This is a genomic window from Micromonospora sp. IBHARD004 (assembly GCF_052814115.1).
The window spans coordinates 4761568-4783601 of record NZ_CP199934.1 but is presented as its reverse complement, the minus strand read 5'-3'; the positions used below and the strand labels follow the sequence as shown (position 1 = coordinate 4783601).

Sequence of the window (22034 nt, the reverse complement as noted above, 5' to 3'; positions counted from 1 at the left end):
CGTCGCGTCAGCGGCGACGGACGCACCCGATCCCGTCCCGCCGACCGGCGGGGCGGGCTCAGGCGGCGGCGGCGACCGGCTCGGCGGCCGGCACGGTGTCCGCGGTGGGCGGGACGGGTCGACGCTCGCGGGTCGACCAGAGCACCCCGAGGGTGGCCAGCAGGACCAGGCAGGAGCCGAGCATGTGCGCGGCGACCAGCATCGCCGGCAGGTGGGTGAAGTACTGCACGAAGCCGATCAGGCCCTGCCCGAGCTCCACCGCGACCAGCACGACGGCGGCCCGGGCGGCCCGGGTCGCGCCGACCGCCCGGAAGGCGAAGATCAGCGCCACGGAGAGGCCGATCAGCAGGAAGACGCCGTCGGCGTGCACCTGGGAGATCGCCTCGGGGTCCAGGCCGTTGCGGGCGGCGCCCTGGTCGCCGGCGTGCGGGCCGCTGCCGGTCACCCAGGTGCCGACCACCAGCACCGCCGCGCCGACCAGCGTGGTGAGCAGGGCGAGGGCGCGCAGCGGGGCGGGCACGGTGGGGGTCGTCGGCCCGTCCGGCTCGACGGTGCGCCGCCAGAGGGCGTACGCGGCGGCGATGACCACCATCGAGGCGAGGAAGTGCAGCCCGACCACCCACGGGTTGAGGTTGGTCAGCACGGTGATCCCGCCGATCACCGCCTGCGCGGGGATGCCCAGGAAGACCGCGACCGCCAGCGGCAGCAGCCCGCGCGGGCGGGGCCGCCGGGCCAGCACGGCGAGCAGCACGGCGAGCGCGATGATCCCGACCGCGAAGGTGAGCAGCCGGTTGCCGAACTCGATCACCCCGTGCGCGCCCATCTCGGCCGTGGTGACGTACGACCCGTCGGTGCACCGGGGCCAGGTGGGGCAGCCGAGGCCGGATGCGGTGAGCCGGACGGCCCCGCCGGTGACCACGATCGCGACGTTCGCGATGATCGAGGCGTACGCGAGGCGGCGGAGCAGCGAGGCGGAGACCGGGAACCGGACGGAAGGCTTCACGGAGCGAATCCTACGCACCGTAGTTGACCCCGATCGGGCGACTCGGCCGGGCCGGTGGTCGGGATCACCGGGACCCGGGTTTGCGGGCCTCCGACGAATTACGTAACGTTGGTGTTGTGAAAAACGCGGCGGAGCTCTCCGGGCACCTGCCGGCGACCGCTCCGGTCGCCGGTGCGGCCGCGTCCGATCTTTCCACCCGGGACCGGGTCACTCAGCTCCTGCTGGAGCGGGGGGCGACCACCGCCGCGCAGCTGGGCTCGGCGCTCGGGCTCAGCCCGGCGGCGATCCGCCGGCACCTCGACGCGATGCTCGCCGACGGCGACGTGATCGCTCGCGAGCAGACCGTCCGGGGCAGCCGCGGTCGGGGGCGCCCGGCCAAGGTGTTCCTGCTGACCGACGCCGCCCGGGTCCGCTGCGGCACCCACCACTACGACAACATCGCCACCGCCGCGCTGCGCTGGATCGCCGGCAACGGCGGCCCCGAGGCGGTGGACGCGTTCGCCGCCGATCAGGTCGCCGCCCTGGAGGACCGCTGCCGGGCCGCGATGGAGGACGCCGGCGACGATCCCCTCGCGCGGGCGGAGGCGCTCGCCGAGGCGCTCACCGCCGAGGGTTACGCTGCCAACGCGTCCACGATCGCCTCCGGCGGCCAGCTCTGTCAGCACCACTGCCCGGTGGCGCACGTGGCCGCCGAGTTCCCCCAGCTGTGCGAGGCCGAGACCGCGGTGATCTCCCGTCTGGTCGGCACCCACGTGCAGCGCCTGGCCACCATCGCGCACGGCGACGGGGTGTGCACCACGCACATTCCGACCCAGCCGCGTGCCCAGTCCGGTAACACCGTCACCACTGTGAGGACAGATAAATGACCGAGCAGATCGTCCAGCCCCTGACCCAGGAGGAGCAGCTCGCCGCCCTCGGTCGCTACGAGTACGGCTGGGCCGACTCCGACGTCGCCGGGGCCACCGCCCAGCGTGGCCTGAACGAGGCGGTGGTGCGGGACATCTCGGCGAAGAAGAACGAGCCGGCCTGGATGCTCGACCTGCGCCTGAAGGGCCTGCGGCTGTTCGGCCGCAAGCCGATGCCGGCCTGGGGCGCCGACCTCACCGGGATCGACTTCGACAACATCAAGTACTTCGTCCGGTCCACCGAGAAGCAGGCCGCCAGCTGGGAGGACCTGCCCGAGGACATCAAGAACACCTACGACCGGCTGGGCATCCCCGAGGCGGAGAAGCAGCGGCTGGTCGCCGGTGTCGCGGCGCAGTACGAGTCCGAGGTCGTCTACCACAAGATCCGTGAGGACCTCGAGGAGCAGGGTGTCATCTTCCTGGACACCGACACCGCGCTGCGTGAGCACGAGGACGTCTTCAAGGAGTACTTCGGCACGGTGATTCCGGTCGGCGACAACAAGTTCGCCGCGCTGAACACCTCCGTGTGGTCCGGTGGCTCGTTCATCTACGTGCCGAAGGGCGTGCACGTGGAGATCCCGCTGCAGGCCTACTTCCGGATCAACACGGAGAACATGGGCCAGTTCGAGCGGACGCTGATCATCGTCGACGAGGGCGCGTACGTGCACTACGTCGAGGGCTGCACCGCGCCGCTGTACTCCTCCGACTCGCTGCACAGCGCGGTCGTGGAGATCATCGTCAAGAAGAACGCCCGGTGCCGCTACACGACCATCCAGAACTGGTCGAACAACGTCTACAACCTGGTCACCAAGCGCGCCGTGTGCCACGAGGGCGCGACCATGGAGTGGGTCGACGGGAACATCGGCTCCAAGGTCACCATGAAGTACCCCGCGGTCTACATGACCGGCGAGCACGCCAAGGGCGAGGTGCTCTCGGTGGCCATGGCCGGCGAGGGCCAGCACCAGGACGCGGGCGCCAAGATGGTGCACGCCGCGCCGCACACCTCCTCCACCATCATCTCCAAGTCGATCGCCCGCGGCGGCGGCCGCACCTCGTACCGGGGCCTGGTGCAGGTGCTGGAGGGTTCGCACAGCAGCCGGAGCACGGTCAAGTGCGACGCGCTGCTGGTCGACACCATCTCCCGCTCGGACACCTACCCGTACGTCGACATCCGTGAGGACGACGTGTCGATGGGGCACGAGGCGACCGTCTCCAAGATCAGCGACGACCAGCTCTTCTACCTGATGAGCCGGGGGCTGAGCGAGGACGAGGCGATGGCGATGATCGTGCGCGGCTTCATCGAGCCGATCGCCAAGGAGCTCCCGATGGAGTACGCCCTGGAGCTCAACCGCCTGATCGAGCTCCAGATGGAGGGCGCGGTCGGCTGACGCCGTCCACGTTGCGGCGGGCCGTGCCTGGCCCGGCCCGCCCTCCGGTTTAACTGACACCGTCGTCGTAGAACACAAGGAAGAGATGACTACCCAGGCTTCCGCGCCGCCCAGCACCAAGTCGCAGGCGCTCCGCTCGTACGACGTCGCCGACTTCCCGGCCCTGACGGGCCTGGAGGAGGAGTGGCGTTTCACCCCGCTCAAGCGCCTGCGCGGCCTGGTCGGCGGGGCGCCGGCCGCGACCGGCACCGTCCGGCACGAGTACGGCGACCTGCCCGAGGGCGTCACCGTCTCCCGGATCGGCACGGACGACCCGCGGGTGGGCAGCGTGCTCACCCCGGTCGACCGGGTCAGCGCGCTCGCCTACGGCGGCGCCGCGGACGCGCTGCTGGTCCAGGTGGATCCCTCGGCCGTGGTTGCGGCGCCGGTGAGCCTGCGGGTGGTCGGCGACGGCGCCGAGGGCGTGGCGTTCGGGCACACCTTCGTCGAGGTGGGCCGGTTCGCCGAGGTGACCGTGGTGCTGGAGCACGCCGGCTCCGCGACCCTCGCGGACAACGTCGAGGTGGCGGTGGCCGAGGGCGCGAAGCTGACCCTGGTCACCATCGCCGACTGGGCGGACGACGCGGTCCAGGCGCAGCACCTGAAGGTCAAGCTGGGCCGGGACGCCAAGGTGATCCACGTCCAGGTCAGCCTCGGCGGCGACCTGGTCCGGCAGTACACCAGCGTGGAGTACGCCGACCGGGGCGGCGAGGCCGAGCTGTACGGCGTCTACTTCGCCGACTCGGGCCAGCACCTGGAGCACCGCCAGCTGGTCGACCACACCGTGCCGGACTGCCGCAGCTACGTCGGCTACCGGGGCGCCCTGCAGGGCGAGAGCGCGCACACCGTCTGGGTGGGTGACGTGCTGATCCGCGCCGGGGCGACCGGCACCGACACCTACGAGATCAACCGGAACCTGCTGCTCACCGACGGCGCCCGGGCGGACTCCGTACCGAATCTGGAGATCGAGACCGGCGAGATCGCCGGCGCCGGCCACGCGAGCGCGACCGGCCGGTTCGACGACGAGCAGCTCTTCTACCTGATGGCCCGGGGCATCCCGGAGGGCGAGGCCCGCCGCCTGGTGGTCCGCGGCTTCTTCGCCGAGCTGATCAACAAGATTCCGGTCGAGGAGCTGCGCGAGCGGCTGGGCGACGCGATCGAGGCGCGACTCACCAAGGCCGGCGCCTGATGATCAAGATCTGCTCGACCGAGGACGTGCCGAAGGGCACCGCGATCAGCGCCGACGTGGACGGCACCCAGATCGCCATCGTGCACGGCGAGGACGACGTCTTCTACGCCGTGTACGACGAGTGCTCGCACGCCGCGGTGGCCCTCTCCGAGGGCGAGGTCGACGGGTGCACGCTGGAATGCTGGCTGCACGGATCCCGTTTCGACCTACGGACGGGTGAGCCCACCGGGCTGCCCGCGACCGAACCCGTTCCCGTCTATCCCGTCGAAGTCCGCGACGGCGACATCTACGTCAGCCTGACGCCGAGCAATGGAGTGACCCGATAATGAGCACCCTGGAGATCCGCGACCTGAAGGTGTCGGTCAAGCTGCCCGAGGGTGAGCTCAAGCCGATCCTGGCCGGTGTCGACCTGACCGTGAAGTCGGGGGAGACCCACGCGATCATGGGCCCGAACGGCTCCGGCAAGTCCACCCTGGCGTACTCGATCGCCGGCCACCCGAAGTACGAGATCACCGGCGGCTCGGTGACCCTCGACGGCGAGGACGTGCTGGCCATGTCCGTCGACGAGCGGGCCCGCGCCGGCCTCTTCCTGGCCATGCAGTACCCGGTCGAGATCCCCGGCGTCTCGGTCGCCAACTTCCTGCGGACCGCCAAGACCGCCATCGACGGCGAGGCCCCGAAGCTGCGCACCTGGGGCGGCGAGCTGCGCGGCGCCATGGAGCGCCTCCAGATGGACCCGGCGTTCGCCCAGCGCAACGTCAACGAGGGCTTCTCCGGCGGTGAGAAGAAGCGGCACGAGATCGTGCAGCTGGAGCTGCTCAAGCCGAAGATCGCGATCCTCGACGAGACCGACTCCGGCCTCGACGTGGACGCGCTGCGCGTGGTCAGCGAGGGCGTCAACCGGGTCCGCGACACCGGCGACACCGGCCTGCTGCTGATCACCCACTACACCCGGATCCTGCGCTACATCAAGCCCGACTTCGTGCACGTCTTCGTCGCCGGCCGGATCGTCGAGCAGGGCGGCCCGGAGCTGGCCGACAAGCTCGAGGAATCCGGCTACGAGCGGTACGTCGCCGGAGCCGGCGCCGCGCGGGCCTGACACGAACGACAGGGGCCGCTGAGATGACCACCATCGCCATCCCCGAGGGGATGCCGCAGTACGACGACGTGCCGCGTTTCGACGTGGCCGCGGTGCGCGCCGACTTCCCGATCCTCGACCGGGAGATCAACGGGCACCGGCTGGTCTATCTCGACAGCGCCAACACCGCGCACAAGCCGCGGCAGGTGCTCGACGTGCTCGCCGAGCACTACGCGATGCACAACGCCAACGTGTCGCGCTCGGTGCACACCCTGGGCACCGAGGCGACCGAGGCGTACGAGGGGGCGCGGGCGAAGATCGCGGCGTTCATCAACGCGCCGAGCGTGGACGAGGTGGTGTTCACCAAGAACTCCACCGAGGCGATCAACATCGTGGCGTACGCGTTCTCCAACGCCTCGCTGCGGCCCGACGCCGATCCGCGGTTCCGGCTGGGGCCGGGCGACGAGATCGTGATCTCCGAGATGGAGCACCACTCGAACATCGTCCCGTGGCAGCTGCTCTGCGAGCGGACCGGCGCGACCCTGCGCTGGTTCCCGGTCACCGAGCAGGGCCGGCTGGACGAGTCCGGGCTGGCGGACCTGGTCACCGAGCGGACGAAGATTGTCTCGCTGGTGCACACCTCCAACATCCTCGGCACGGTCAACGCCACCTCGCGGATCACCCAGCGGGTCCGTGAGGTGGGCGCGCTGCTGCTGCTCGACTGCTCGCAGTCGGTGCCGCACATGCCGATGGACGTGGTCGACTACGACGCCGACTTCATCGTCTTCACCGGTCACAAGATGTGCGGCCCGACCGGCGTCGGCGTGCTCTGGGGCCGGGGCGAGCTGCTCGCCGCGATGCCCCCGGTGTTCGGCGGTGGCTCGATGATCGAGACGGTCACCATGGCCCGGTCCACCTTCGCGGCGCCGCCGGCCCGGTTCGAGGCGGGCACCCCGCCGATCGCCGAGGCCGTGGCGCTCGGTGCGGCGGTGGACTACCTCAGCGGGGTCGGGATGCGCGCCATCCAGTGGCACGAGAAGGAGCTGACCGCGTACGCGCTGGACGCCCTCGCCACCGTGCCCGGGCTGCGGGTCTTCGGCCCGAACGTGCCGGTCGGCCGGGGCGGGACGATCTCGTTCGCGCTCGGTGACGTCCACCCGCACGACGTGGGGCAGGTCCTCGACTCGCTCGGCGTGCAGGTGCGGGTGGGGCACCACTGCGCGAAGCCGGTGTGCACCCGGTTCGGCGTACCGGCCATGACGCGGGCGTCGTTCTACCTGTACACCACCACGGAGGAGATCGACGCGCTGGTGGCCGGTCTCGAGCAGGTGCGGAAGGTGTTCGGCTGATGCAGCTCGACCAGCTCTACCAGGAGATCATCCTGGACCACTACAAGCACCCGCAGGGCCGTGGCCTGCGGGACGCGGCGGACGCGGACGCCCGGGTCGGCGAGGCGCATCACGTCAACCCGACCTGCGGTGACGAGATCACCGTGCGGGTGGCCACCGACGGCAAGGTGTTCACCGACATCTCGTACGACGGCATGGGCTGCTCGATCAGCCAGGCGTCGGCGAGTGTGCTGCACGAGCTGCTGCGCGGTCGGGCCGCGGACGACGCGGCCACGGTGCACGAGGCGTTCGTCGAGTTGATGTCCGGACGTGGCCAGGTCACGCCGGACGAAGAGGTGCTCGGAGACGGGGTGGCGTTCGCGGGTGTCGCGCGCTATCCGGCCCGGGTGAAGTGCGCGCTGCTGTCGTGGATGGCGTTCAAGGATGCCGCGGCACGCGCCGGCGTGGGCGTGAGCCCTACGGAGGTGAAGGCATGAGTTCTGAGGAGACCAGCGGCACGGCGGCCGGCGCTGTGGCGGAGGCGGGCGCGGCTCCCGAGGCGACGGGCGGCAAGGCCGCCGTCGCCGACATCGAGGAGGCGATGAAGGACGTCGTCGACCCCGAACTGGGCATCAACGTGGTCGACCTCGGCCTCGTGTACGGCGTGCACGTCGACGACGACAACGTGGCCACGCTGGACATGACGCTGACCTCGGCGGCGTGCCCGCTGACCGACGTGATCGAGGACCAGGCCCGGCAGGCGTTGACCACCGGACCCGGCGGGGGACTGGTCAACGACATCCGGATCAACTGGGTCTGGCTGCCGCCATGGGGTCCGGACAAGATCACCGATGAGGGTCGGGACCAGCTCCGTTCCCTCGGCTTCAACGTCTGACCCGACTGCGGTCGGTCGTCATCGAGCGCGGCGCCCCCGAGGGGCGCCGCGCTCGACGCGTTCCCCGCCTGGCGGCGGGGCGGATGCCTCCACCCGCCATGATCGTTTGCGGTTCGCGGGCCTGACACGCCGGGTGGAAGGACCGAGGACGTCAGACGATCTTGTCGGTCCCCGGAGGCCCCGCCTCGGTTCCCGGCGGGGCGGCCCCGGCCGTCGGCGCGAAATCCGCTTCCGCCGCCCCTCCGGCGCGGCCACAATGGCCCGGTGACCGATCTCCGCATCCGCCCTGCCGTCCCCGCCCACGCCCTCGTCGGCGCGGGGCGACAGCAGCCGACGGCTGCCGGGAGGTGGTCCGGGCCCGCCCGCCATGGGTGACGCCCTCCTCGCCGGCCTGATCGCCGGCTACGGCGTGGCCATCCCGGTCGGCGCCATCGCGATCCTCATCCTCGGCCTCAGCGCCCGTACCTCGTTCCGGGTCGGGGCCGCCGCGGCGCTCGCCGTGGCCACCGCCGATGGGCTCTACGCGGCCGTCGCGACGATCGGCGGCGCGGGTCTGGCCGGCGTCATCGCCCCGGTCGCCGGGCCGCTGCGGGTGGCCGCGGCGCTGGTGCTGCTCGGCCTCGCCGCGCACGGGCTGCGCTCCGCCTGGCGGGCGCGCCGGCCGGACGCCGGGCCCGCGCCGGCGCGGGCCGGCAACGGGCTGACCACCCCGGGCCGGGCCTTCGTCGGCGTCCTCGGGCTGACCCTGCTCAATCCGACCACCGTGCTCTACTTCGCGGCGCTGGTGCTCGGCCGGCGGGACGCGGCCGACCCGGACGCCACCACCGCGGCGCTCTTCGTGGCGGGCGCCTTCCTCGCCTCGGCGAGCTGGCAGCTGCTCGTCGCGGGCGGCGGCACGCTGGTCGGCCGGGCACTGTCCGGACAACGTGGCCGGCTGGTCACCGGGCTGGTCTCCAGCGCGCTCATCGCCGCCCTCGCGGTGGCCACCCTGCTGCCGGGCTGACCCGGGGGCCGGGAGCAGGATCCGCTGCCCGGCCGATCGGGGGCCGGGAGCGCGTATCTGCTGTCCGGCTGACAAGGGGCCGGGAGCACGGACGGGGTGGGCCTTGCCGTACGGTCGGGCGGTGACCAGCCGACCCGCAGCCGGGGGCGGCCGGTGGGTCGAGGTCGACCCGGCCCGCGTCGCCCGCTGGGTCGAGGGCTTCGCCGACCGGCACGGCCCGCCCACCACCAGCATCGAGGGGTACGGCCTGCTGCTCGCCGCCGCGGACGGCGCGACGGCCGAGCTGCACACGCCGCCCGGGGCGCCGGCCGCGGCCGACGTACCGGGCTTCGTGGCTGCGGCCGCCGCGCCACGCCGGCTCGGCCTGCTGCTGGCCCGCAAGGGCGCGGTGGCGGTCGGCGTCGCCGCGGGGACCGACCTGGTGGTCTCCAAGGTGGACACCCGGTACGTGCAGGGGCGCACCGCCGCGGGCGGCTGGTCCCAGCAGCGCTTCGCCCGACGCCGGGACAACCAGGCGAAGGCGGCGCTCGCCGACGCGGTCGAGCTGGCCGTCCGGCTGCTGCTGCCGGAGGCGGCGACCCTGAACGCCCTGGTCTGCGGCGGGGACCGTCGTGCGGTGGACACCGTGCTGGCCGAGCGCCGGCTCGCGCCGCTGGCCGCGCTGCGTGCCGAGCGGCTGCTCGACGTGCCGGAGCCCCGGCACGCGGTGCTGGTCGGCGCGATCGCCGCCGCCCGCGCGGTGCGGATCCTGGTCCGCGACCCGGCACCCGACCGCGCGGGCTGACCTCAGCGGTTGGCGGCGGTGCCCGCGGCGGCCGCATCCGGCCGAGGAACTAGCGGCGACAGTCGCGTCCCATAAGAGCAGTTTCCGCGCAAAATATGCAGTGTTGTGCGCCAGGCGAAGGGAGTATCAGCAGTGGAGTTTCTGGTTGACATGGTCACCACGGTGCCGGACGGCACGTCAGACGATGAGGTCGCCGACATGCGCAAGCGCGAGGCGGCGCGGTCGGCTGAGCTGGCGGCGCAGGGCAATCTCCTGCGGCTGTGGCGGCCGCCGCTGGCGCCGGGCGAGTGGCGTACGTGGGGACTTTTCCGCGCGGACGATGCGGATCAGCTGGAAGTGGTCCTCGCGTCGATGCCGCTGCGCGCGTGGCGGCACGATTCCGTTACTCCGTTGTCACCGCATCCGAACGACCCGGGTCAGCCGGCCCGGTAAGCCCGGAACGGGTCGCCCGACGGGATCCACGCCATGTCGGTGTCGAGACCGAGCGTGCCGACGTCGCGCGTCAGCGCCTCGACAGTGGCCCGTACGGCCGTCCGGGTCTCGTCCCGGCGGGACACCAGGGCCCAGGTCCAGTACGGCGCCGGATCTACCACCGGTCGCTGTGTGAGGTCGGGCGGCACCGGGGTGTTCTGTCCTTTCGGCGAGTTGATGACCGGGCGGCGCAGCCGGCGTACGTGATCGAAGAAGGTGGGGCCGGTGATGCCGCCGTCGTCAACGCGCACGATACGGGCTCCGGCGTCGCGGGCGAACTCCTCCGCGTAGCGGTTCCAGGACGACCAGGTGGCGATGTCGGCGTCCAGCAGCACCAGCGTGTCCTTGGCCTGCACGGCGGATGTGTCGGTTCCGGCGGAGATCGCGAAGAGCCGGTCCGCGCCGATCAGCCGTGCCTCGAGGTCGTAGTTGACCAGGTCGTCGGCCCGCACCCAACAGATCGCGAGGTCGATGCTGCCGTCGGCGACCCGGCTCGCTTGTGTGTGGGACGGCATGACCCACGCGTCGATGTGCAGCTGCGCGACGCCCGAGGCGCGCGTGGCCAGGTCGGCCGGCCGCCAGCTGACATAGCCGAGCCGCACCGCCTCGGCGGCGGACATGCCGGCCGCGGAGCGGCGCAGTTCGTCGGCCTGTTCGAGCAGCGCCCGGGTCCGGGGCAGCAGCGCCTCCCCGGAGGCGGTCAGCGTGACCGCGCGGCGGTCACGGTCGAAGAGGCGTACGCCCAGGTCGCGTTCCAGGGCCTTGATCTGCTGTGAGAGCGACGGGCCGGCGATGCGCAGGCGGACCGCGGCTCGGCCGTAGTGCAGCTCCTCGGCCACCGCGACGAAGTAGCGCAGCTGGCGTAGCTCCACCCGCACATAGTAATGCGGTGGGAGTCTCCACCTCCCACCAGAGAGCAAGCCGGTCGTGGCGGACGGCGGCTGGTCGGGCCGACGATTGGGTCACGAAGCGGCGCAGGTCGCGCGGATCCGCACCCCGATGCACCCGGTCGAGACCCACGAGTTCGTAGCCGGGCTGCACCCGGTAGGACGGATGGGCGAGATCAGCGACATTGTCGGCGCGATCACCTGTCTCGAGACCGCCGTGTTCGTCACCGGCGAGATCCTGCACGTCGACGGCGGCCAGCGCGCCGGGCACGGAATTCCGTCGAGGCCGGGGCGGGCCGCAGCGGCGGGCGCGGGCCGCCCCAACCGCGGGAAGAGGGCACATGGTGACTGCCGAGCACACCTCGGGCATCGGGGCGACCTCGTGGGATCGGTTCTGGCGAGTCGTCGGGCAGGGTGCCGCGGCGCTGGCCGCGGGCATGGGTGTCGGCCGGTTCGCGTACACCCCGATCCTGCCCTTGATGCACGCGCACGCCGGGCTGTCCCCACGGCTGGGCGCGGAGCTGGCCACCGCGAACTACATCGGCTACCTGATCGGGGCCGTTGCCGCGATCCTCGCCCCGGCGCTGGTCCGCTCCCGGCTGACGCTGCGCCTGTCGTTGGTGGTTCTGGTCGGTACGTTGGCCCTGATGCCGGCCACTCACGTCGGCGCACTCTGGTTCGTTCTCCGGCTGGGCGCCGGGATCGTGAGCGCGCTGATCTTCGTCATCGCGGCCAGTGCCGTGCTCTCCGGGCTGCGCGCCCACGCCCACCACCTCACCGGATGGGCCTTCGGTGGGGTCGGCGCCGGGATCGCCCTGTCCGGCCTCCTCGTGCTGAGTCTGCGCACGTGGCAGGAGGCCTGGTGGTGTGCGGCCGCGTTGGCCGCCGTCTTCACGGTCCTGGCATGGCCGCTTGAGACTGGCCCGACATCGGGCAACACGGCCGCGGCCCGGCTCCGTCGCGGCCATGCCTTCGGGCTGCGCTGGTTTGGCCCACTACTCGCTAGTTACTCTCTCGAAGGGGTCGGCTACATCATCGCCGGGACATTTCTGGTCGCCGCGATCGATTAGACCGCGCCCGGCTGGGTCGGCGGCGCCGCCTGGGTCCTTGTCGGCCTCGCCGCCCTGCCCTCCTCGGCGCTGTGGTCGTGGCTCAGCCGTACGCGGTCCCGGCCGACACTCCTCTTCACCGCGCTCGTCGTGCAGGCCGTCGGCATCGCACTGCCGGTCCTCGGCGGCCGGATCGTGGCGGCCCTGATCTCGGCGATTCTCTTCGGCGCGACCTTTCTCGGCGTCGTCACCATCGCCCTGGCCATCGGCGCACACCTGCAGGTCCCGCGCGCGGTCGCGATCCTCACCACCGGCTACAGCACTGGGCAGATCCTCGGCCCGCTGGCCGTCACCCCGCTCCTACGCAACGGCTACCACCAAGCATTGCTGGTCGGCGCCGCACTCGTTGCACTGGCTGCGGTCGCGGCCGGCGCACTGCGCCACCGTTTCCCGCCCATCAGCACAGGAGGAACATCATGACCAGCACCGAGGCCCAGATTCTGCGTACCGTCCTCGGCCAGTGGAGGTCCGCCGTCGACGCCCACGACCCCGATCGCGTCGCCTCGTACTTCACCGACGACGCGATCTTCCAAGGCCTGCACCCGTACACTGTCGGCCGCGACGGCGTTGCCGAGTATTACGCCTCCCAGCCGATCGGCATGACCGCCGCGTACGACATCCGCGAGACCCGGCGCCTCGCCGACGACCTTGTCCTCGGCTACCTGAGTGTCGACTTCGCCTTCACCGACCGGCCGGTCCTGACCGTCCACCTCAGCGTGATCGTGCGCCGGATCGGCGAGGCCTGGTTCATCAGCCACTACCAGGTATCCCGGCTCGGCTGACCCGAAGCCCTCGATCACCGAAGCCCTGGCCGGACGTCATGGATGTGGTGGCCTCATGGCGACCGTGATGCCACCACCTGCGGGATCGAGCGCAACCGTGGACGTCGCGCCCGAGCGGCGGGCGCGTGCGGGGCGCGACGGCGCGGGTCAGCGGGCGGTGGGCGGTGCCCAGGCCGGGTCGATCCGGCCGAGGAACTCGTCCTGGTGGTCGGCGAGCCGGGCCGCCAGCGGCAGCGGGGCGAACCGGCAGGCGAAGCGCAGCCCGTCGTCCTCGCCGCTCCCGGCGACCTGGTGGGTCCACTCGCCGACCGGGCCGCCCGCCGCGCTGAGCTGGACGTACGTGGTGCGCCGGGCCCGGCCGGTCTCCGGGTGGGGGCGTTCGCTGACTCCCAGCTCGGCGACCATCTCGACGCAGGTCAGTCCGGTCTCCTCGGCGACCTCCCGGACCGCGGCCTCGGCGGTCGTCTCGCCCGGCTCAATGCCGCCGGCCGGGACCTGAGTGTCCGCCTCGGGGAAGTCGACATGGTCGAAGACGAGCAGTTCGGGGTCGGGCGTGCGGCGGATGACGTACGCGGCGACCCGGCTGCGGGGTGGATCTCCGGTCATCCGGTCATCCTGCCCGGCCCGGGCCCCGCGCGCCGCCCGGACACGGAGGGACCCCGGCGCTGGGTCGCCCACCGTGGCGCCGGGGTCCTGGTGCGGTCCGGTCGGCGTCAGAGGCTGCCGCCGAAGGTGTCGCAGGCCTTCGGGTCGCCGGTGGAGTAGCCCTTGGTGAACCACTGCTTGCGCTGCTCGGAGGTGCCGTGGGTGAACTCGTCCGGGTTCACCGGCCGGCCCGAGCGCTTGGAGATCGCGTCGTCGCCGATCTTCTCGGCGGTGTCGATCGCCTGCTGGATGTCCTGCTCGGTGATGCTCTTGAAGATCTTCTGCCCCTGCTCGTCCGCGGTGCCGGTGGCGTTCTTGGCCCAGGCGCCCGCGTAGCAGTCGGCCTGCAGCTCCAGCTTCACCGACAGGGCGTTGGCGTTGTTCGGGTCACGCTGCTGCTGGCGGCGCATCTGCGCCTCGGTGCCGAGCAGGTCCTGCACGTGGTGGCCGTACTCGTGGGCCAGCACGTACGGCTGGGCGAACTCGCCCTCGGCGCCGAGCTGGTCGGCGAGGAGCTTGTAGAAGGTGAGGTCGATGTAGACCAGGTCGTCGGCCGGGCAGTAGAACGGACCGACGCCCGAGTCGGCCTGGCCGCAGCCGGTGTTGACGCCCTGGCTGAAGAAGACGGTCTTGGACGGCTTGTACTGCTCGCCGAAGACCTCCGGCAGGGCCTTGGTCCAGTACGCCTGGATCGAGTTGACGTACAGGGTGTTGCGGCAGTCGAGCTGCTCCAGCGCGTCCTGGGCCGAGCACTTCTGCTGCAGCGAGGTGTTGTCGCCCTCCTGCGAGCCGCCGTCGTTCATCGCGTTCAGCCCGAAACCGCCGCCGACCAGGGCGACGAGGACGGCGATGATGATGCCGACGATCCCACCACGTCCGCCGCCGATCGGGATCGGAATGCCCATCCCGCCGCCTCCGCCGGACCCCCGGCGATCGTCCACCTGGCTGGTGTCGATCCGCGCGTTCTCGTTCAGCTCCATGTTGACCCCGATCGCCGATTGATCCGTTTTTGGTGGTTGCGGTACCGGACCGGGTCCGGACGGCAGATTCGGTACCCGATGATCTTGCTCGGTAATCCGGACGGGGCGCCGCGGGCCGCCCGGTACACTTGGCGGGTGCTGCGCTGCGAAGGCTGAACGGCCCCGCGCCGACGGGAACATCCAACCCGCCGGCTCTTTCGCGTGCCCTGAGTCAGCCCTTCCGGATCCCCCCGAGAGCGAGTACTGCGACATGATCACTGCCACCGGCCTGGAGCTGCGCGCCGGTTCCCGGATCCTGCTGTCCGACACCACCCTGCGGGTGCAGCCGGGCGACCGGATCGGCCTCGTCGGCCGTAACGGTGCCGGCAAGACCACCACGCTGAAGGTGCTGGCGGGGGAGGGGCAGCCGTACGGCGGCCAGATCGACCGGCGCAGCGCGATCGGCTACCTGCCGCAGGACCCGCGGACCGGCGACCTGGAGGTGACCGGGCGGGACCGGGTCCTCTCCGCCCGGGGGCTGGACGTGCTGATGGCCCAGATGAAGGAGATCGAGGAGAAGCTCGCCGACGACGCCGACGAGAAGCTGGTCCGCCGCTACGGCGCGCTGGAGGACCAGTTCGCGGCCCTCGGTGGGTACGCCGCGGAGGCCGAGGCGGCCCGGATCTGCGCCAACCTCGGCCTGCCGGACCGGGCCCTCGCCCAGACCATCGGCACCCTGTCGGGCGGCCAGCGCCGCCGCATCGAGCTGGCCCGGATCCTGTTCCGCGACGCCGGCGAGAACGGCGGCGGCATCCTGCTCCTCGACGAGCCCACCAACCACCTCGACGCCGACTCGATCACCTGGCTGCGCAGCTTCCTCGCCAACCACAAGGGCGGCCTGATCGTGATCTCCCACGACGGCGCGCTGCTGGAGTCGGTGGTCAACAAGGTCTGGTTCCTCGACGCCACCCGCTCGGTGGTCGACGTCTACAACCTGGGCTGGAAGGCGTACCTGGAGGCCCGGGAGACCGACGAGCGGCGCCGCCGCCGGGAGCGGGCCAACGCCGAGAAGAAGGCCGGCGCGCTGATGGCGCAGGCCGACAAGATGCGGGCCAAGGCCACCAAGACGGTCGCCGCGCAGAACATGGCCCGGCGCGCCGAGAAGCTGATGTCGGGCCTGGAGGAGGTGCGCGTCGCCGACAAGGTGGCCAAGGTGCGCTTCCCCACTCCGGCTCCGTGCGGCAAGACCCCGCTCACCGCGACCGGCCTGTCGAAGTCGTACGGGTCGTTGGAGATCTTCACCGACGTCAACGTGGCGGTGGACCGCGGTTCCCGGGTGGCCATCCTCGGCCTCAACGGCGCCGGCAAGACCACCCTGCTCCGGATGCTCGGCGGGCTGCTGCAGCCGGACACCGGCGAGGTGCACGCCGGGCACGGGCTGCGGCTGGGCTACTACGCCCAGGAGCACGAGACGCTGGACGTGGACCGGACGATCCTGGACCACATGCGCAGCGCCGCCAGCGACCAGACCGACACGGACCTGCGCAAGATCCTCGGCGCGTTCCTCTTCTCCGGGGAGGACGTCGACAAGCCCGCCGGGGTGCTCTCCGGCGGGGAGAAGACCCGGCTGGCGCTGGCCACCCTGGTCTGCTCCGGCGCGAACGTGCTGCTGCTCGACGAGCCGACGAACAACCTCGACCCGGTCAGCCGCGAGCAGGTGCTCGACGCGATCGCCCGCTACCCCGGCGCGATCGTGCTGGTCACCCACGACCCCGGCGCGGTCCTGGCGCTCAAGCCGGACCGGGCGATCCTGCTCCCCGACGGCGACGAGGACGCCTGGAGCGACGACCTCCTCGAACTGGTCGAACTGGCCTGACGGCGGTCAGCCGGCCAGCCCCGGCCAGGCGGGGGAGGACGCCGCAGGTGACCAGGATCGTCGCGCCGATCGCGATGAAGACCGCGGGGACCAGCCAGCGACGACCAGCAGGCCGGCGGCGACCACCACCGCGACGGCGACCAGCGCCCCGATGCCCGGGTACTGACCGGCGACGATGTGCCAGGGGTGGGGCCGGCCGGCGTGCCGGGCCGCCACGAAGAACACGGTGAGCACCACGATGTCGTCGATGTTGGTGGCGGCGAAGACGGCCGCCGCGCCGGCCGCTGCGGCGAGGAGGTCGGTCACCGGGGCAGCGTACGGGCCGGCGCGCCATGATCGATCGGACGGCCGGCCTGGCCGGGACGGTCGGGCGGCACGGTGTCAGCCGGTCAGAAGGATCACTCTATCGGGAAGCTGACATTGCATAGCGTGTCGGTTGGCGAAGAGTTGATATCTGGCGCATGATCGTTCGAGGCGGTCTAATAGGTGGGACCGTATCCGAACCGCACAGTCTGGGACGTGAGGAATCAGCATGGCAGCCACTGGCACAGCCACCAGCACTGAGAAGGGTCGCCGGATCGTCGGGGCCGAGCGTCAGACGCTCGCCAAGGACCTGGTAAAGCGGTACACCTCTGGGGAGAGCATCCGTGCGCTGGCGGCCTCGACCGGCCGTTCCTACGGGTTCATCCACCGGGTGCTCACCGAGTCCGGGGTGCAGCTGCGGCAGCGCGGCGGCGCCCGGCGCCGCAAGAAGGCGTGACCCGCCCGCCAGCGTCGTCCATCAGCGCCGTGCCCCGGGCGGTCCGGTGACCGCCGAGACGACCGGGGTGCGACTCGACTGCGACGGGCCGGTCGCGACGGTCACGTTGTGCCGGCCCGACGTGCTCAATGCCCAGACCCCGGCGATGTGGCGCGCGATGAGCGACTTCTCCCGGGAGCTGCCCGGCGACGTCCGCGTCGTCGTCGTCCGCGGCGAGGGGCGGGCCTTCTCCGCCGGCCTCGACCTGTCGGTGGCCGGCGCCTCCGGGCCCGGCTCCTTCGCCGAGCTGTCCACCCTGCCCGAGCAGGAGTGCGCCGACCGCATCGCCGAGTTCCAGGCCGGTTTCACCTGGCTGCACCGCCCCGACGTGATCTCGGTGGCCGCCGTGCAGGGGCACGCCATCGGCGCCGGCTTCCAGCTCGCCCTCGCCTGCGACCTGCGGGTGCTCGCCGAGGACGCCAAGCTCTCCATGGCCGAGGTGACCCTCGGTCTCGTTCCCGACCTCGCCGGCACGAAGCGCCTGGTGGAGCTGGTCGGCTACGCCCGCGCGCTGGAGATCTGCGCCACCGGCCGCCGGATGGACGCCGCCGAGGCCGACCGGATCGGGCTCGCCAACCTCGTCGTGCCGACCGCCGAGCTGGACGGCGCGGTGCGGGATCTGACCGCCGGCCTGCTGGCCGGCAACCGGGACGCGGTGGTCGAGATCAAGGCGCTGATCGCCGGCGCCGGTGGTCGTACCCACGCCGAGCAGCAGCGCGCCGAGCGGGAGGCGCAGACCCGCCGCCTGCGGGACCTCGCCGGGCGGGGAGAATAGTAAGGACCGTTAGGGAAGATCCGGGTTACTCGCGAGGTTGTCGTAGTCGTCGGGAGAATTGACCCGACGGTCCAGGCTGCCCACGACCCGGAGGTGACGAGTGTCCAGTCCGATGCACGGCGGGGGCATGGCGGGCTGGAGCATGCTCCGGTCGATGCGCAGCCAGGATGAGGTGACCGCGCACCAGCTCAAGCGCGGCACCGCCAAGCGGATCGTCGCCTTCGCCCAGCCGTACCGGCGCGACATCGTGGTCTTCCTGGTCACCGTGGTGATCGCCGCGGTCATCGGGGTGGCGACCCCGGTGCTCGCCGGTGACGTGATCAACGCGATCAACCGCGGCGGCGCCGAGGCTGGCTCGGTGGTCGTCCGGCTCGCCGTGGTCATCGCCGTGCTGGCGGTCGCCGACGCGCTCTTCTCCCTGGCCCAGCGCTGGTACTCCGCCCGGATCGGCGAGGGGATCATCCTCGACCTGCGTACCCGGGTCTACGACCACGTGCAGCGGATGCCGTTGCAGTTCTTCACCCGGACCCAGACCGGCGCTCTGGTCAGCCGGCTCAACAACGACGTGCTGGGGGCTCAGCGGGCCTTCACCTCGACCCTGTCCGGCGTGGTCAGCAACGTCATCCAGCTGGTGCTCACCGCCGGCGTGATGTTCACCCTCTCCTGGCAGATCACCACGCTCTCGCTGATCCTGCTGCCGATCTTCATCATCCCGGCCCGCCGGGTCGGCAAGCGGCTCGCCGAGATCACCCGCGAGTCGTACAACCTCGACGCCAAGATGAACGCGACGATGACCGAGCGGTTCGGCGTGGCCGGGGCGCTGCTGGTCAAGCTCTTCGGCTCGCCCGAGATGGAGGCGCGCCGCTTCGCCGGCCGGGCCGAGCGGGTGCGCGACATCGGCATCCAGTCCGCCATGTACTCGCGGACCTTCTTCGTCGCGATGCTGCTGGTGGCCTCCCTGGCCCAGGCGCTCACCTACGGCCTGGGCGGCTGGCTCGCGGTCACCGGCGCGGTCAGCGCCGGCACCGTCGTCACCCTGGCGCTGCTGCTCACCCGCCTGTACGGGCCGCTGACCGCGCTCTCCAACGTCCGGGTCGACGTGATGAGCGCGCTGGTCTCCTTCGACCGGGTCTTCGAGGTGCTCGACCTGCACCCCGGCATCGAGGAGAAGCCGGACGCCGTCCGGGTGCCCCGGGGCAACGGCCGGGTCGAGTTCCGTGACGTGCGGTTCCGCTACCCGAGCGCGGCCGAGGTGTCGCTGGCCTCCCTGGAGGAGGTCGCCACCCTGGACCGGACCATCAACGAGCCGGTGCTCAAGGGCGTCTCGTTCACCGTGGAGCCCGGGCAGATGGTCGCCCTGGTCGGCCCCTCCGGCGCCGGCAAGTCGACACTGTCCATGCTGATCTCCCGGATCTACGACGTCAGCGACGGCCAGGTGCTGGTCGGCGGCGTCGACGTCCGGGACGCCACCCTCGCCTCGTTGCGCGACGAGATCGGCGTGGTCACCCAGGACTCGCACCTGTTCCACGAAACCATCGCGGAGAACCTGCGGTACGCCAAGCCGGACGCCACCGACGACGAGATCTGGGCCGCGCTGGCCGGCGCGCAGGTGGCCGACCTGGTCCGTTCCCTGCCCGACGGGCTGGAGACCACGGTCGGGGAGCGGGGCTACCGCTTCTCCGGCGGCGAGAAGCAGCGCATCGCGATCGCCCGGCTGCTGCTCAAGGCGCCGTCGATCGTGATCCTCGACGAGGCCACCGCCCACCTGGACTCGGAGAGCGAGGCGGCCGTGCAGCGGGCGCTGTCGGTGGCGCTGACCGGGCGTACCGCGCTGGTGATCGCGCACCGGCTCTCCACCGTCCGGGACGCCGACCAGATCCTCGTCCTCGACGAGGGGCGGATCGTGGAGCGGGGCCGGCACGACGAGCTGGTCGCCGTCGGCGGCCTCTACGCCGAGCTGTACCGCACCCAGTTCGCGGTCGCCGACTCGCCCACCCCGTACGTCGACGCCACCGGCCCGGAGCCGGTGATCACCATGCCGATGGCGACGTACGTGGCCGACGAGGCGATGCCGCCCGCCGCGGCGAACTGACCCGGCGGCGACGACCACCGGAGATCAGCCGGCGGTCGCCGCCGCGCGCAGCTCGCCGAAGGCGGCCCCGAGCGTCTCCGGGGTGAAGTGCGCGTTCAGGCCGCTCGGGTTGGGCAGCACCCAGAGCCGGGCCCCGCCGAGCAGCTCGGGCTGCGGGCCGAAGGTCGCCTTCGGCCGGGCGAAGCCGATCCGGTACGCGGTCACCCCGACCACCGCCACCCACCGCGGCCGGTACCGCTCGACCTTCCCGCCGAGGGTGTCCGCGCCGGCCAGCAGCTCCTCTGCGGTCAGCTCGTCGGCCCGGGCGCTGGCCCGGGCCACCATGTTGGTGATGCCGAGCCCCCAGCCGAGCAGCTCGCCCTGCTCACTGGGGTGCAGCTGGCGCGGGGTGAAGCCGCCGCGGTGCAGCGCCGGCCAGAACCGGTTGCCCGGCCGGGCGAAGTGGCAGCCGGTGGCGGCCGACCAGAGCCCCGGGTTGATCCCCACGAAGAGCACGTCCAGCCCGGGTGCGATCAGGTCCGGAAGGATCCTGTCGGCCGCCGCCGCCAGCTCCTCCCGGCTCGGCCGGGTAGGGGACGCAGTCGTCGCCGCACCACCCTGGATCGAGCCACCCGCCCGCCGACGCCCGCCGGGCGCCTCGGCCGGGCCGCCCTCGGCCGGTCCCCGCGCCGCCCCGCGCCCGCCCGTCACCGGTCCGCCGTCACAGGCCGCGCAGCGCGCCGCCGTCGACCGGCACGGTGATCCCGGTGACGTAGCCGGCGGCGGGGGAGAGTAGGAAGGCGGCGACCCGGCCGAACTCCGCCGGCTCGCCGATCCGGCGCAGCGGGATGCCGGCCTCCGCCTGGGCCCGGGCCCGCTCGGCGTCCCCGGTGGCGGCGAAGAGCTCCCGGTTCCGGTCCGTCATGATCCGACCCGGCAGCAGGCCGATCACGCGGACGCCGCGCGGGCCGTACTCGTCGGCGATGTCCTTGGCCACCCCGACCAGGCCGGGGCGCAGGCCGTTGGAGATGCCCAGACCGGGCAGCGGGCTGCGGGCCGAGGTGGAGAGGACCAAGCCGATCGCGCCGCCGTCGGTGAGCGCGGCGGCCACCGTCCGGGCGGCGCGGACGCTGCCCAGGAAGACCGTCTCGAAGGACTCCCGCCACTGCTCGTCGGTCACCTCGGCGGCGGTACCCCGGGGTGGCCCCCCCACCGAGACCAGCGCCCCGTCGAGGCGGCCGAACTGCTCCCGCGCGGCGGCGACCAGCCGCTGCGGCGTCTCCGGGTCGCTCAGGTCGGCGGTCAGCCCCATCGCCCGCTCCGGGCCGCCGAGCGCCTCGACCGCCGCGGCCACCTGCTCCGGGGCGCGCGACGAGATCACCACCCGGGCGCCGTCCGCGACGAGCTGTTCCGCGGTGGCGAAGCCCAGGCCACGGGAGGCGCCGGTGAGCACGTACACCCGGCCGGCCAGTCCGAGATCCATGGGGCCGATCCTGCCGTACCCGGCAGGACCGCGCCAACCGGCTCAGCGACGGGCGGGGCGCAGCAGGCGTACCCGACCGGCGAGCTGCACCACGACGGCGCCGCCGGCCCGGCCCACGGCCGGGAGTCGACGCGGCCGCGGGGCGCCGCGGCCGTCGTAGCGGGTGACGGCCTCGCGGGTGGCCAGCTCCTCCGCGCCGAGCGCCGGCAGCGTGCCGTGGTCGCGCAGCTCCCGGGCCAGGTCCCAGCCGTCGCGCAGCGACCCGTTCGTGGGGCGGCCCGCCGCCCAGTCGGCGAAGGTCGCCGGCCAGGCGGCGCCGAGGCCGGCGGCGAGCAGCGGCCAGTGCCGGGCCACGTCGCCGCCGCGCTTGCGCAGTAGCGCGCGACGCGCGGCGTCGACCGGCGCCGGGGCGAAGCCGGACGGCAGCGGTCCGCCCGCGACCAGCGTCGCGACCAGCTCCGCCTGCCGCGTCGCCAGGCCGCCGGCCGGCCCGGCACCGCCGGTCGGTGGCCGACCGACCGGAGCGGGGACGGGCGGCCCGGGGCGGTGGTCGTCGGCCGCGCCG

24 protein-coding genes and 1 pseudogene are annotated in these 22034 nt (G+C 72.4%); 17 read left to right on the top strand and 8 right to left on the bottom strand.

What is annotated here, in order from left to right; translation table 11 throughout:
• Positions 1–58: 58 nt before the first annotated feature.
• Entirely contained in the window at positions 59–1021 is a 963-nt protein-coding gene (locus ACTWO6_RS23295; RefSeq protein ID WP_446215921.1) for a COX15/CtaA family protein, read from the bottom strand.
• A 98-nt stretch (positions 1022–1119) separates the two neighbouring features.
• On the opposite strand from ACTWO6_RS23295, the gene ACTWO6_RS23290 reads away from it, so the two are divergent.
• The 11 genes from ACTWO6_RS23290 to ACTWO6_RS23240 all read left to right on the top strand — a co-directional run bounded on the left by ACTWO6_RS23290 (position 1120) and on the right by ACTWO6_RS23240 (position 10044).
• Positions 1120–1869, top strand: a complete 750-nt coding sequence (locus ACTWO6_RS23290) for a helix-turn-helix transcriptional regulator (protein ID WP_446215920.1) — start codon at positions 1120–1122, stop codon at positions 1867–1869.
• Positions 1866–3296: a Fe-S cluster assembly protein SufB gene (gene sufB / locus ACTWO6_RS23285; protein ID WP_446215919.1), complete on the top strand. Its 1431-nt coding sequence runs from the start codon at positions 1866–1868 to the stop codon at positions 3294–3296. The genes ACTWO6_RS23290 and sufB overlap by 4 nt, the downstream gene beginning before the upstream one ends.
• Positions 3297–3381: 85 nt before the next feature.
• The gene (sufD, locus tag ACTWO6_RS23280) at positions 3382–4524 is read left to right on the top strand and encodes a Fe-S cluster assembly protein SufD (protein WP_446215918.1); all 1143 of its coding nucleotides are present in this window, start codon (positions 3382–3384) and stop codon (positions 4522–4524) included.
• The gene (locus ACTWO6_RS23275) at positions 4524–4850 is read left to right on the top strand and encodes a non-heme iron oxygenase ferredoxin subunit (RefSeq protein WP_446215917.1); all 327 of its coding nucleotides are present in this window, start codon (positions 4524–4526) and stop codon (positions 4848–4850) included. The genes sufD and ACTWO6_RS23275 overlap by 1 nt, the downstream gene beginning before the upstream one ends.
• Positions 4850–5623 (top strand): Fe-S cluster assembly ATPase SufC, encoded by a 774-nt coding sequence (gene sufC / locus ACTWO6_RS23270; protein WP_446215916.1) that lies wholly within the window; start codon positions 4850–4852, stop codon positions 5621–5623. The genes ACTWO6_RS23275 and sufC overlap by 1 nt, the downstream gene beginning before the upstream one ends.
• Before the next feature lie 23 nt (positions 5624–5646).
• On the top strand, positions 5647–6951 hold the full coding sequence (locus ACTWO6_RS23265; protein WP_446215915.1) for a cysteine desulfurase: 1305 nt from the start codon (positions 5647–5649) through the stop codon (positions 6949–6951).
• A complete protein-coding gene (sufU, locus tag ACTWO6_RS23260; RefSeq protein ID WP_446215914.1) occupies positions 6951–7427 on the top strand; it encodes a Fe-S cluster assembly sulfur transfer protein SufU in 477 nt (158 codons plus the stop codon). The genes ACTWO6_RS23265 and sufU overlap by 1 nt, the downstream gene beginning before the upstream one ends.
• Positions 7424–7825: a metal-sulfur cluster assembly factor gene (locus ACTWO6_RS23255; protein ID WP_446215913.1), complete on the top strand. Its 402-nt coding sequence runs from the start codon at positions 7424–7426 to the stop codon at positions 7823–7825. Before sufU ends, ACTWO6_RS23255 begins: the two co-directional genes overlap by 4 nt.
• A 367-nt stretch (positions 7826–8192) precedes the next feature.
• Positions 8193–8828: a LysE family transporter gene (locus ACTWO6_RS23250; RefSeq protein WP_446215912.1), complete on the top strand. Its 636-nt coding sequence runs from the start codon at positions 8193–8195 to the stop codon at positions 8826–8828.
• Positions 8829–8949: 121 nt separating this feature from the next.
• Complete coding sequence (locus tag ACTWO6_RS23245; RefSeq protein WP_446215911.1) at positions 8950–9612, top strand: acVLRF1 family peptidyl-tRNA hydrolase; 663 nt, start codon at positions 8950–8952, stop codon at positions 9610–9612.
• Between the two features lie 132 nt (positions 9613–9744).
• Positions 9745–10044, top strand: a complete 300-nt coding sequence (locus ACTWO6_RS23240) for a muconolactone Delta-isomerase family protein (protein WP_446215910.1) — start codon at positions 9745–9747, stop codon at positions 10042–10044.
• Here the strand turns inward: ACTWO6_RS23240 and ACTWO6_RS23235 are convergent.
• The gene (locus ACTWO6_RS23235) at positions 10029–10955 is read right to left on the bottom strand and encodes a LysR family transcriptional regulator (RefSeq protein ID WP_446215909.1); all 927 of its coding nucleotides are present in this window, start codon (positions 10953–10955) and stop codon (positions 10029–10031) included. The genes ACTWO6_RS23240 and ACTWO6_RS23235 overlap by 16 nt on opposite strands.
• 356 nt (positions 10956–11311) lie before the next feature.
• On the opposite strand from ACTWO6_RS23235, the pseudogene ACTWO6_RS23230 reads away from it, so the two are divergent.
• Positions 11312–12499: pseudogene (locus ACTWO6_RS23230) on the top strand (YbfB/YjiJ family MFS transporter).
• A complete protein-coding gene (locus ACTWO6_RS23225; RefSeq protein ID WP_446215908.1) occupies positions 12496–12861 on the top strand; it encodes a YybH family protein in 366 nt (121 codons plus the stop codon). Before ACTWO6_RS23230 ends, ACTWO6_RS23225 begins: the two are co-directional and overlap by 4 nt.
• Positions 12862–13008: 147 nt before the next feature.
• On the opposite strand, the gene ACTWO6_RS23220 is transcribed toward ACTWO6_RS23225, so the two are convergent.
• Entirely contained in the window at positions 13009–13467 is a 459-nt protein-coding gene (locus tag ACTWO6_RS23220) for an NUDIX hydrolase (protein ID WP_446215907.1), read from the bottom strand.
• A gap of 107 nt (positions 13468–13574) precedes the next feature.
• The gene (gene ypfJ / locus ACTWO6_RS23215) at positions 13575–14486 is read right to left on the bottom strand and encodes a KPN_02809 family neutral zinc metallopeptidase (RefSeq protein ID WP_446215906.1); all 912 of its coding nucleotides are present in this window, start codon (positions 14484–14486) and stop codon (positions 13575–13577) included.
• Between the two features lie 250 nt (positions 14487–14736).
• Between ypfJ and ACTWO6_RS23210 the strand changes: the two genes are divergently transcribed.
• Entirely contained in the window at positions 14737–16341 is a 1605-nt protein-coding gene (locus ACTWO6_RS23210) for an ABC-F family ATP-binding cassette domain-containing protein (protein WP_446215905.1), read from the top strand.
• Between the two features lie 6 nt (positions 16342–16347).
• Here ACTWO6_RS23210 and ACTWO6_RS23205 read toward each other — a convergent pair whose 3' ends face one another.
• Positions 16348–16647: a hypothetical protein gene (locus ACTWO6_RS23205; RefSeq protein ID WP_446215904.1), complete on the bottom strand. Its 300-nt coding sequence runs from the start codon at positions 16645–16647 to the stop codon at positions 16348–16350.
• 226 nt (positions 16648–16873) lie between these two features.
• Here ACTWO6_RS23205 and ACTWO6_RS23200 point away from each other — a divergent pair, with 226 nt between their 5' ends.
• The 3 genes from ACTWO6_RS23200 to ACTWO6_RS23190 all read left to right on the top strand — a co-directional run bounded on the left by ACTWO6_RS23200 (position 16874) and on the right by ACTWO6_RS23190 (position 20007).
• On the top strand, positions 16874–17101 hold the full coding sequence (locus tag ACTWO6_RS23200) for a helix-turn-helix domain-containing protein (protein ID WP_007462679.1): 228 nt from the start codon (positions 16874–16876) through the stop codon (positions 17099–17101).
• A 46-nt stretch (positions 17102–17147) separates the two neighbouring features.
• Positions 17148–17915, top strand: coding sequence for an enoyl-CoA hydratase/isomerase family protein (locus tag ACTWO6_RS23195; protein ID WP_446215903.1), 768 nt, complete (start codon positions 17148–17150; stop codon positions 17913–17915).
• Between the two features lie 112 nt (positions 17916–18027).
• Positions 18028–20007, top strand: coding sequence for an ABC transporter ATP-binding protein (locus ACTWO6_RS23190; protein WP_446220741.1), 1980 nt, complete (start codon positions 18028–18030; stop codon positions 20005–20007).
• Positions 20008–20031: 24 nt separating this feature from the next.
• Here ACTWO6_RS23190 and mug read toward each other — a convergent pair whose 3' ends face one another.
• The 3 genes from mug to ACTWO6_RS23175 are packed head-to-tail and all read right to left on the bottom strand — an operon-like array spanning position 20032 to position 21946.
• Positions 20032–20697, bottom strand: a complete 666-nt coding sequence (gene mug, locus ACTWO6_RS23185; protein WP_446215902.1) for a G/U mismatch-specific DNA glycosylase — start codon at positions 20695–20697, stop codon at positions 20032–20034.
• 10 nt (positions 20698–20707) lie between these two features.
• Complete coding sequence (locus tag ACTWO6_RS23180; protein WP_446215901.1) at positions 20708–21469, bottom strand: SDR family oxidoreductase; 762 nt, start codon at positions 21467–21469, stop codon at positions 20708–20710.
• Positions 21470–21511: 42 nt separating this feature from the next.
• Positions 21512–21946, bottom strand: coding sequence for a hypothetical protein (locus ACTWO6_RS23175; RefSeq protein ID WP_446220740.1), 435 nt, complete (start codon positions 21944–21946; stop codon positions 21512–21514).
• Positions 21947–22034 lie beyond the last annotated feature (88 nt).

Excerpts from the sequence above, each read along its gene's own strand:
- ACTWO6_RS23190 (WP_446220741.1), top strand. The coding sequence starts at position 18,028 with ATGCACGGCGGGGGCATGGCGGGCTGGAGCATGCTCCGGTCGATGCGC.
- ACTWO6_RS23220 (WP_446215907.1), bottom strand. The coding sequence starts at position 13,467 with ATGACCGGAGATCCACCCCGCAGCCGGGTCGCCGCGTACGTCATCCGC.
- ACTWO6_RS23225 (WP_446215908.1), top strand. The coding sequence starts at position 12,496 with ATGACCAGCACCGAGGCCCAGATTCTGCGTACCGTCCTCGGCCAGTGG.
- ACTWO6_RS23250 (WP_446215912.1), top strand. The coding sequence starts at position 8,193 with ATGGGTGACGCCCTCCTCGCCGGCCTGATCGCCGGCTACGGCGTGGCC.
- sufU (WP_446215914.1), top strand. The coding sequence starts at position 6,951 with ATGCAGCTCGACCAGCTCTACCAGGAGATCATCCTGGACCACTACAAG.
- sufC (WP_446215916.1), top strand. The coding sequence starts at position 4,850 with ATGAGCACCCTGGAGATCCGCGACCTGAAGGTGTCGGTCAAGCTGCCC.
- ACTWO6_RS23265 (WP_446215915.1), top strand. The coding sequence starts at position 5,647 with ATGACCACCATCGCCATCCCCGAGGGGATGCCGCAGTACGACGACGTG.
- ACTWO6_RS23180 (WP_446215901.1), bottom strand. The coding sequence starts at position 21,469 with ATGGATCTCGGACTGGCCGGCCGGGTGTACGTGCTCACCGGCGCCTCC.
- ACTWO6_RS23200 (WP_007462679.1), top strand. The coding sequence starts at position 16,874 with ATGGCAGCCACTGGCACAGCCACCAGCACTGAGAAGGGTCGCCGGATC.
- ACTWO6_RS23255 (WP_446215913.1), top strand. The coding sequence starts at position 7,424 with ATGAGTTCTGAGGAGACCAGCGGCACGGCGGCCGGCGCTGTGGCGGAG.
- sufD (WP_446215918.1), top strand. The coding sequence starts at position 3,382 with ATGACTACCCAGGCTTCCGCGCCGCCCAGCACCAAGTCGCAGGCGCTC.
- sufB (WP_446215919.1), top strand. The coding sequence starts at position 1,866 with ATGACCGAGCAGATCGTCCAGCCCCTGACCCAGGAGGAGCAGCTCGCC.
- ypfJ (WP_446215906.1), bottom strand. The coding sequence starts at position 14,486 with ATGGAGCTGAACGAGAACGCGCGGATCGACACCAGCCAGGTGGACGAT.
- ACTWO6_RS23275 (WP_446215917.1), top strand. The coding sequence starts at position 4,524 with ATGATCAAGATCTGCTCGACCGAGGACGTGCCGAAGGGCACCGCGATC.
- ACTWO6_RS23210 (WP_446215905.1), top strand. The coding sequence starts at position 14,737 with ATGATCACTGCCACCGGCCTGGAGCTGCGCGCCGGTTCCCGGATCCTG.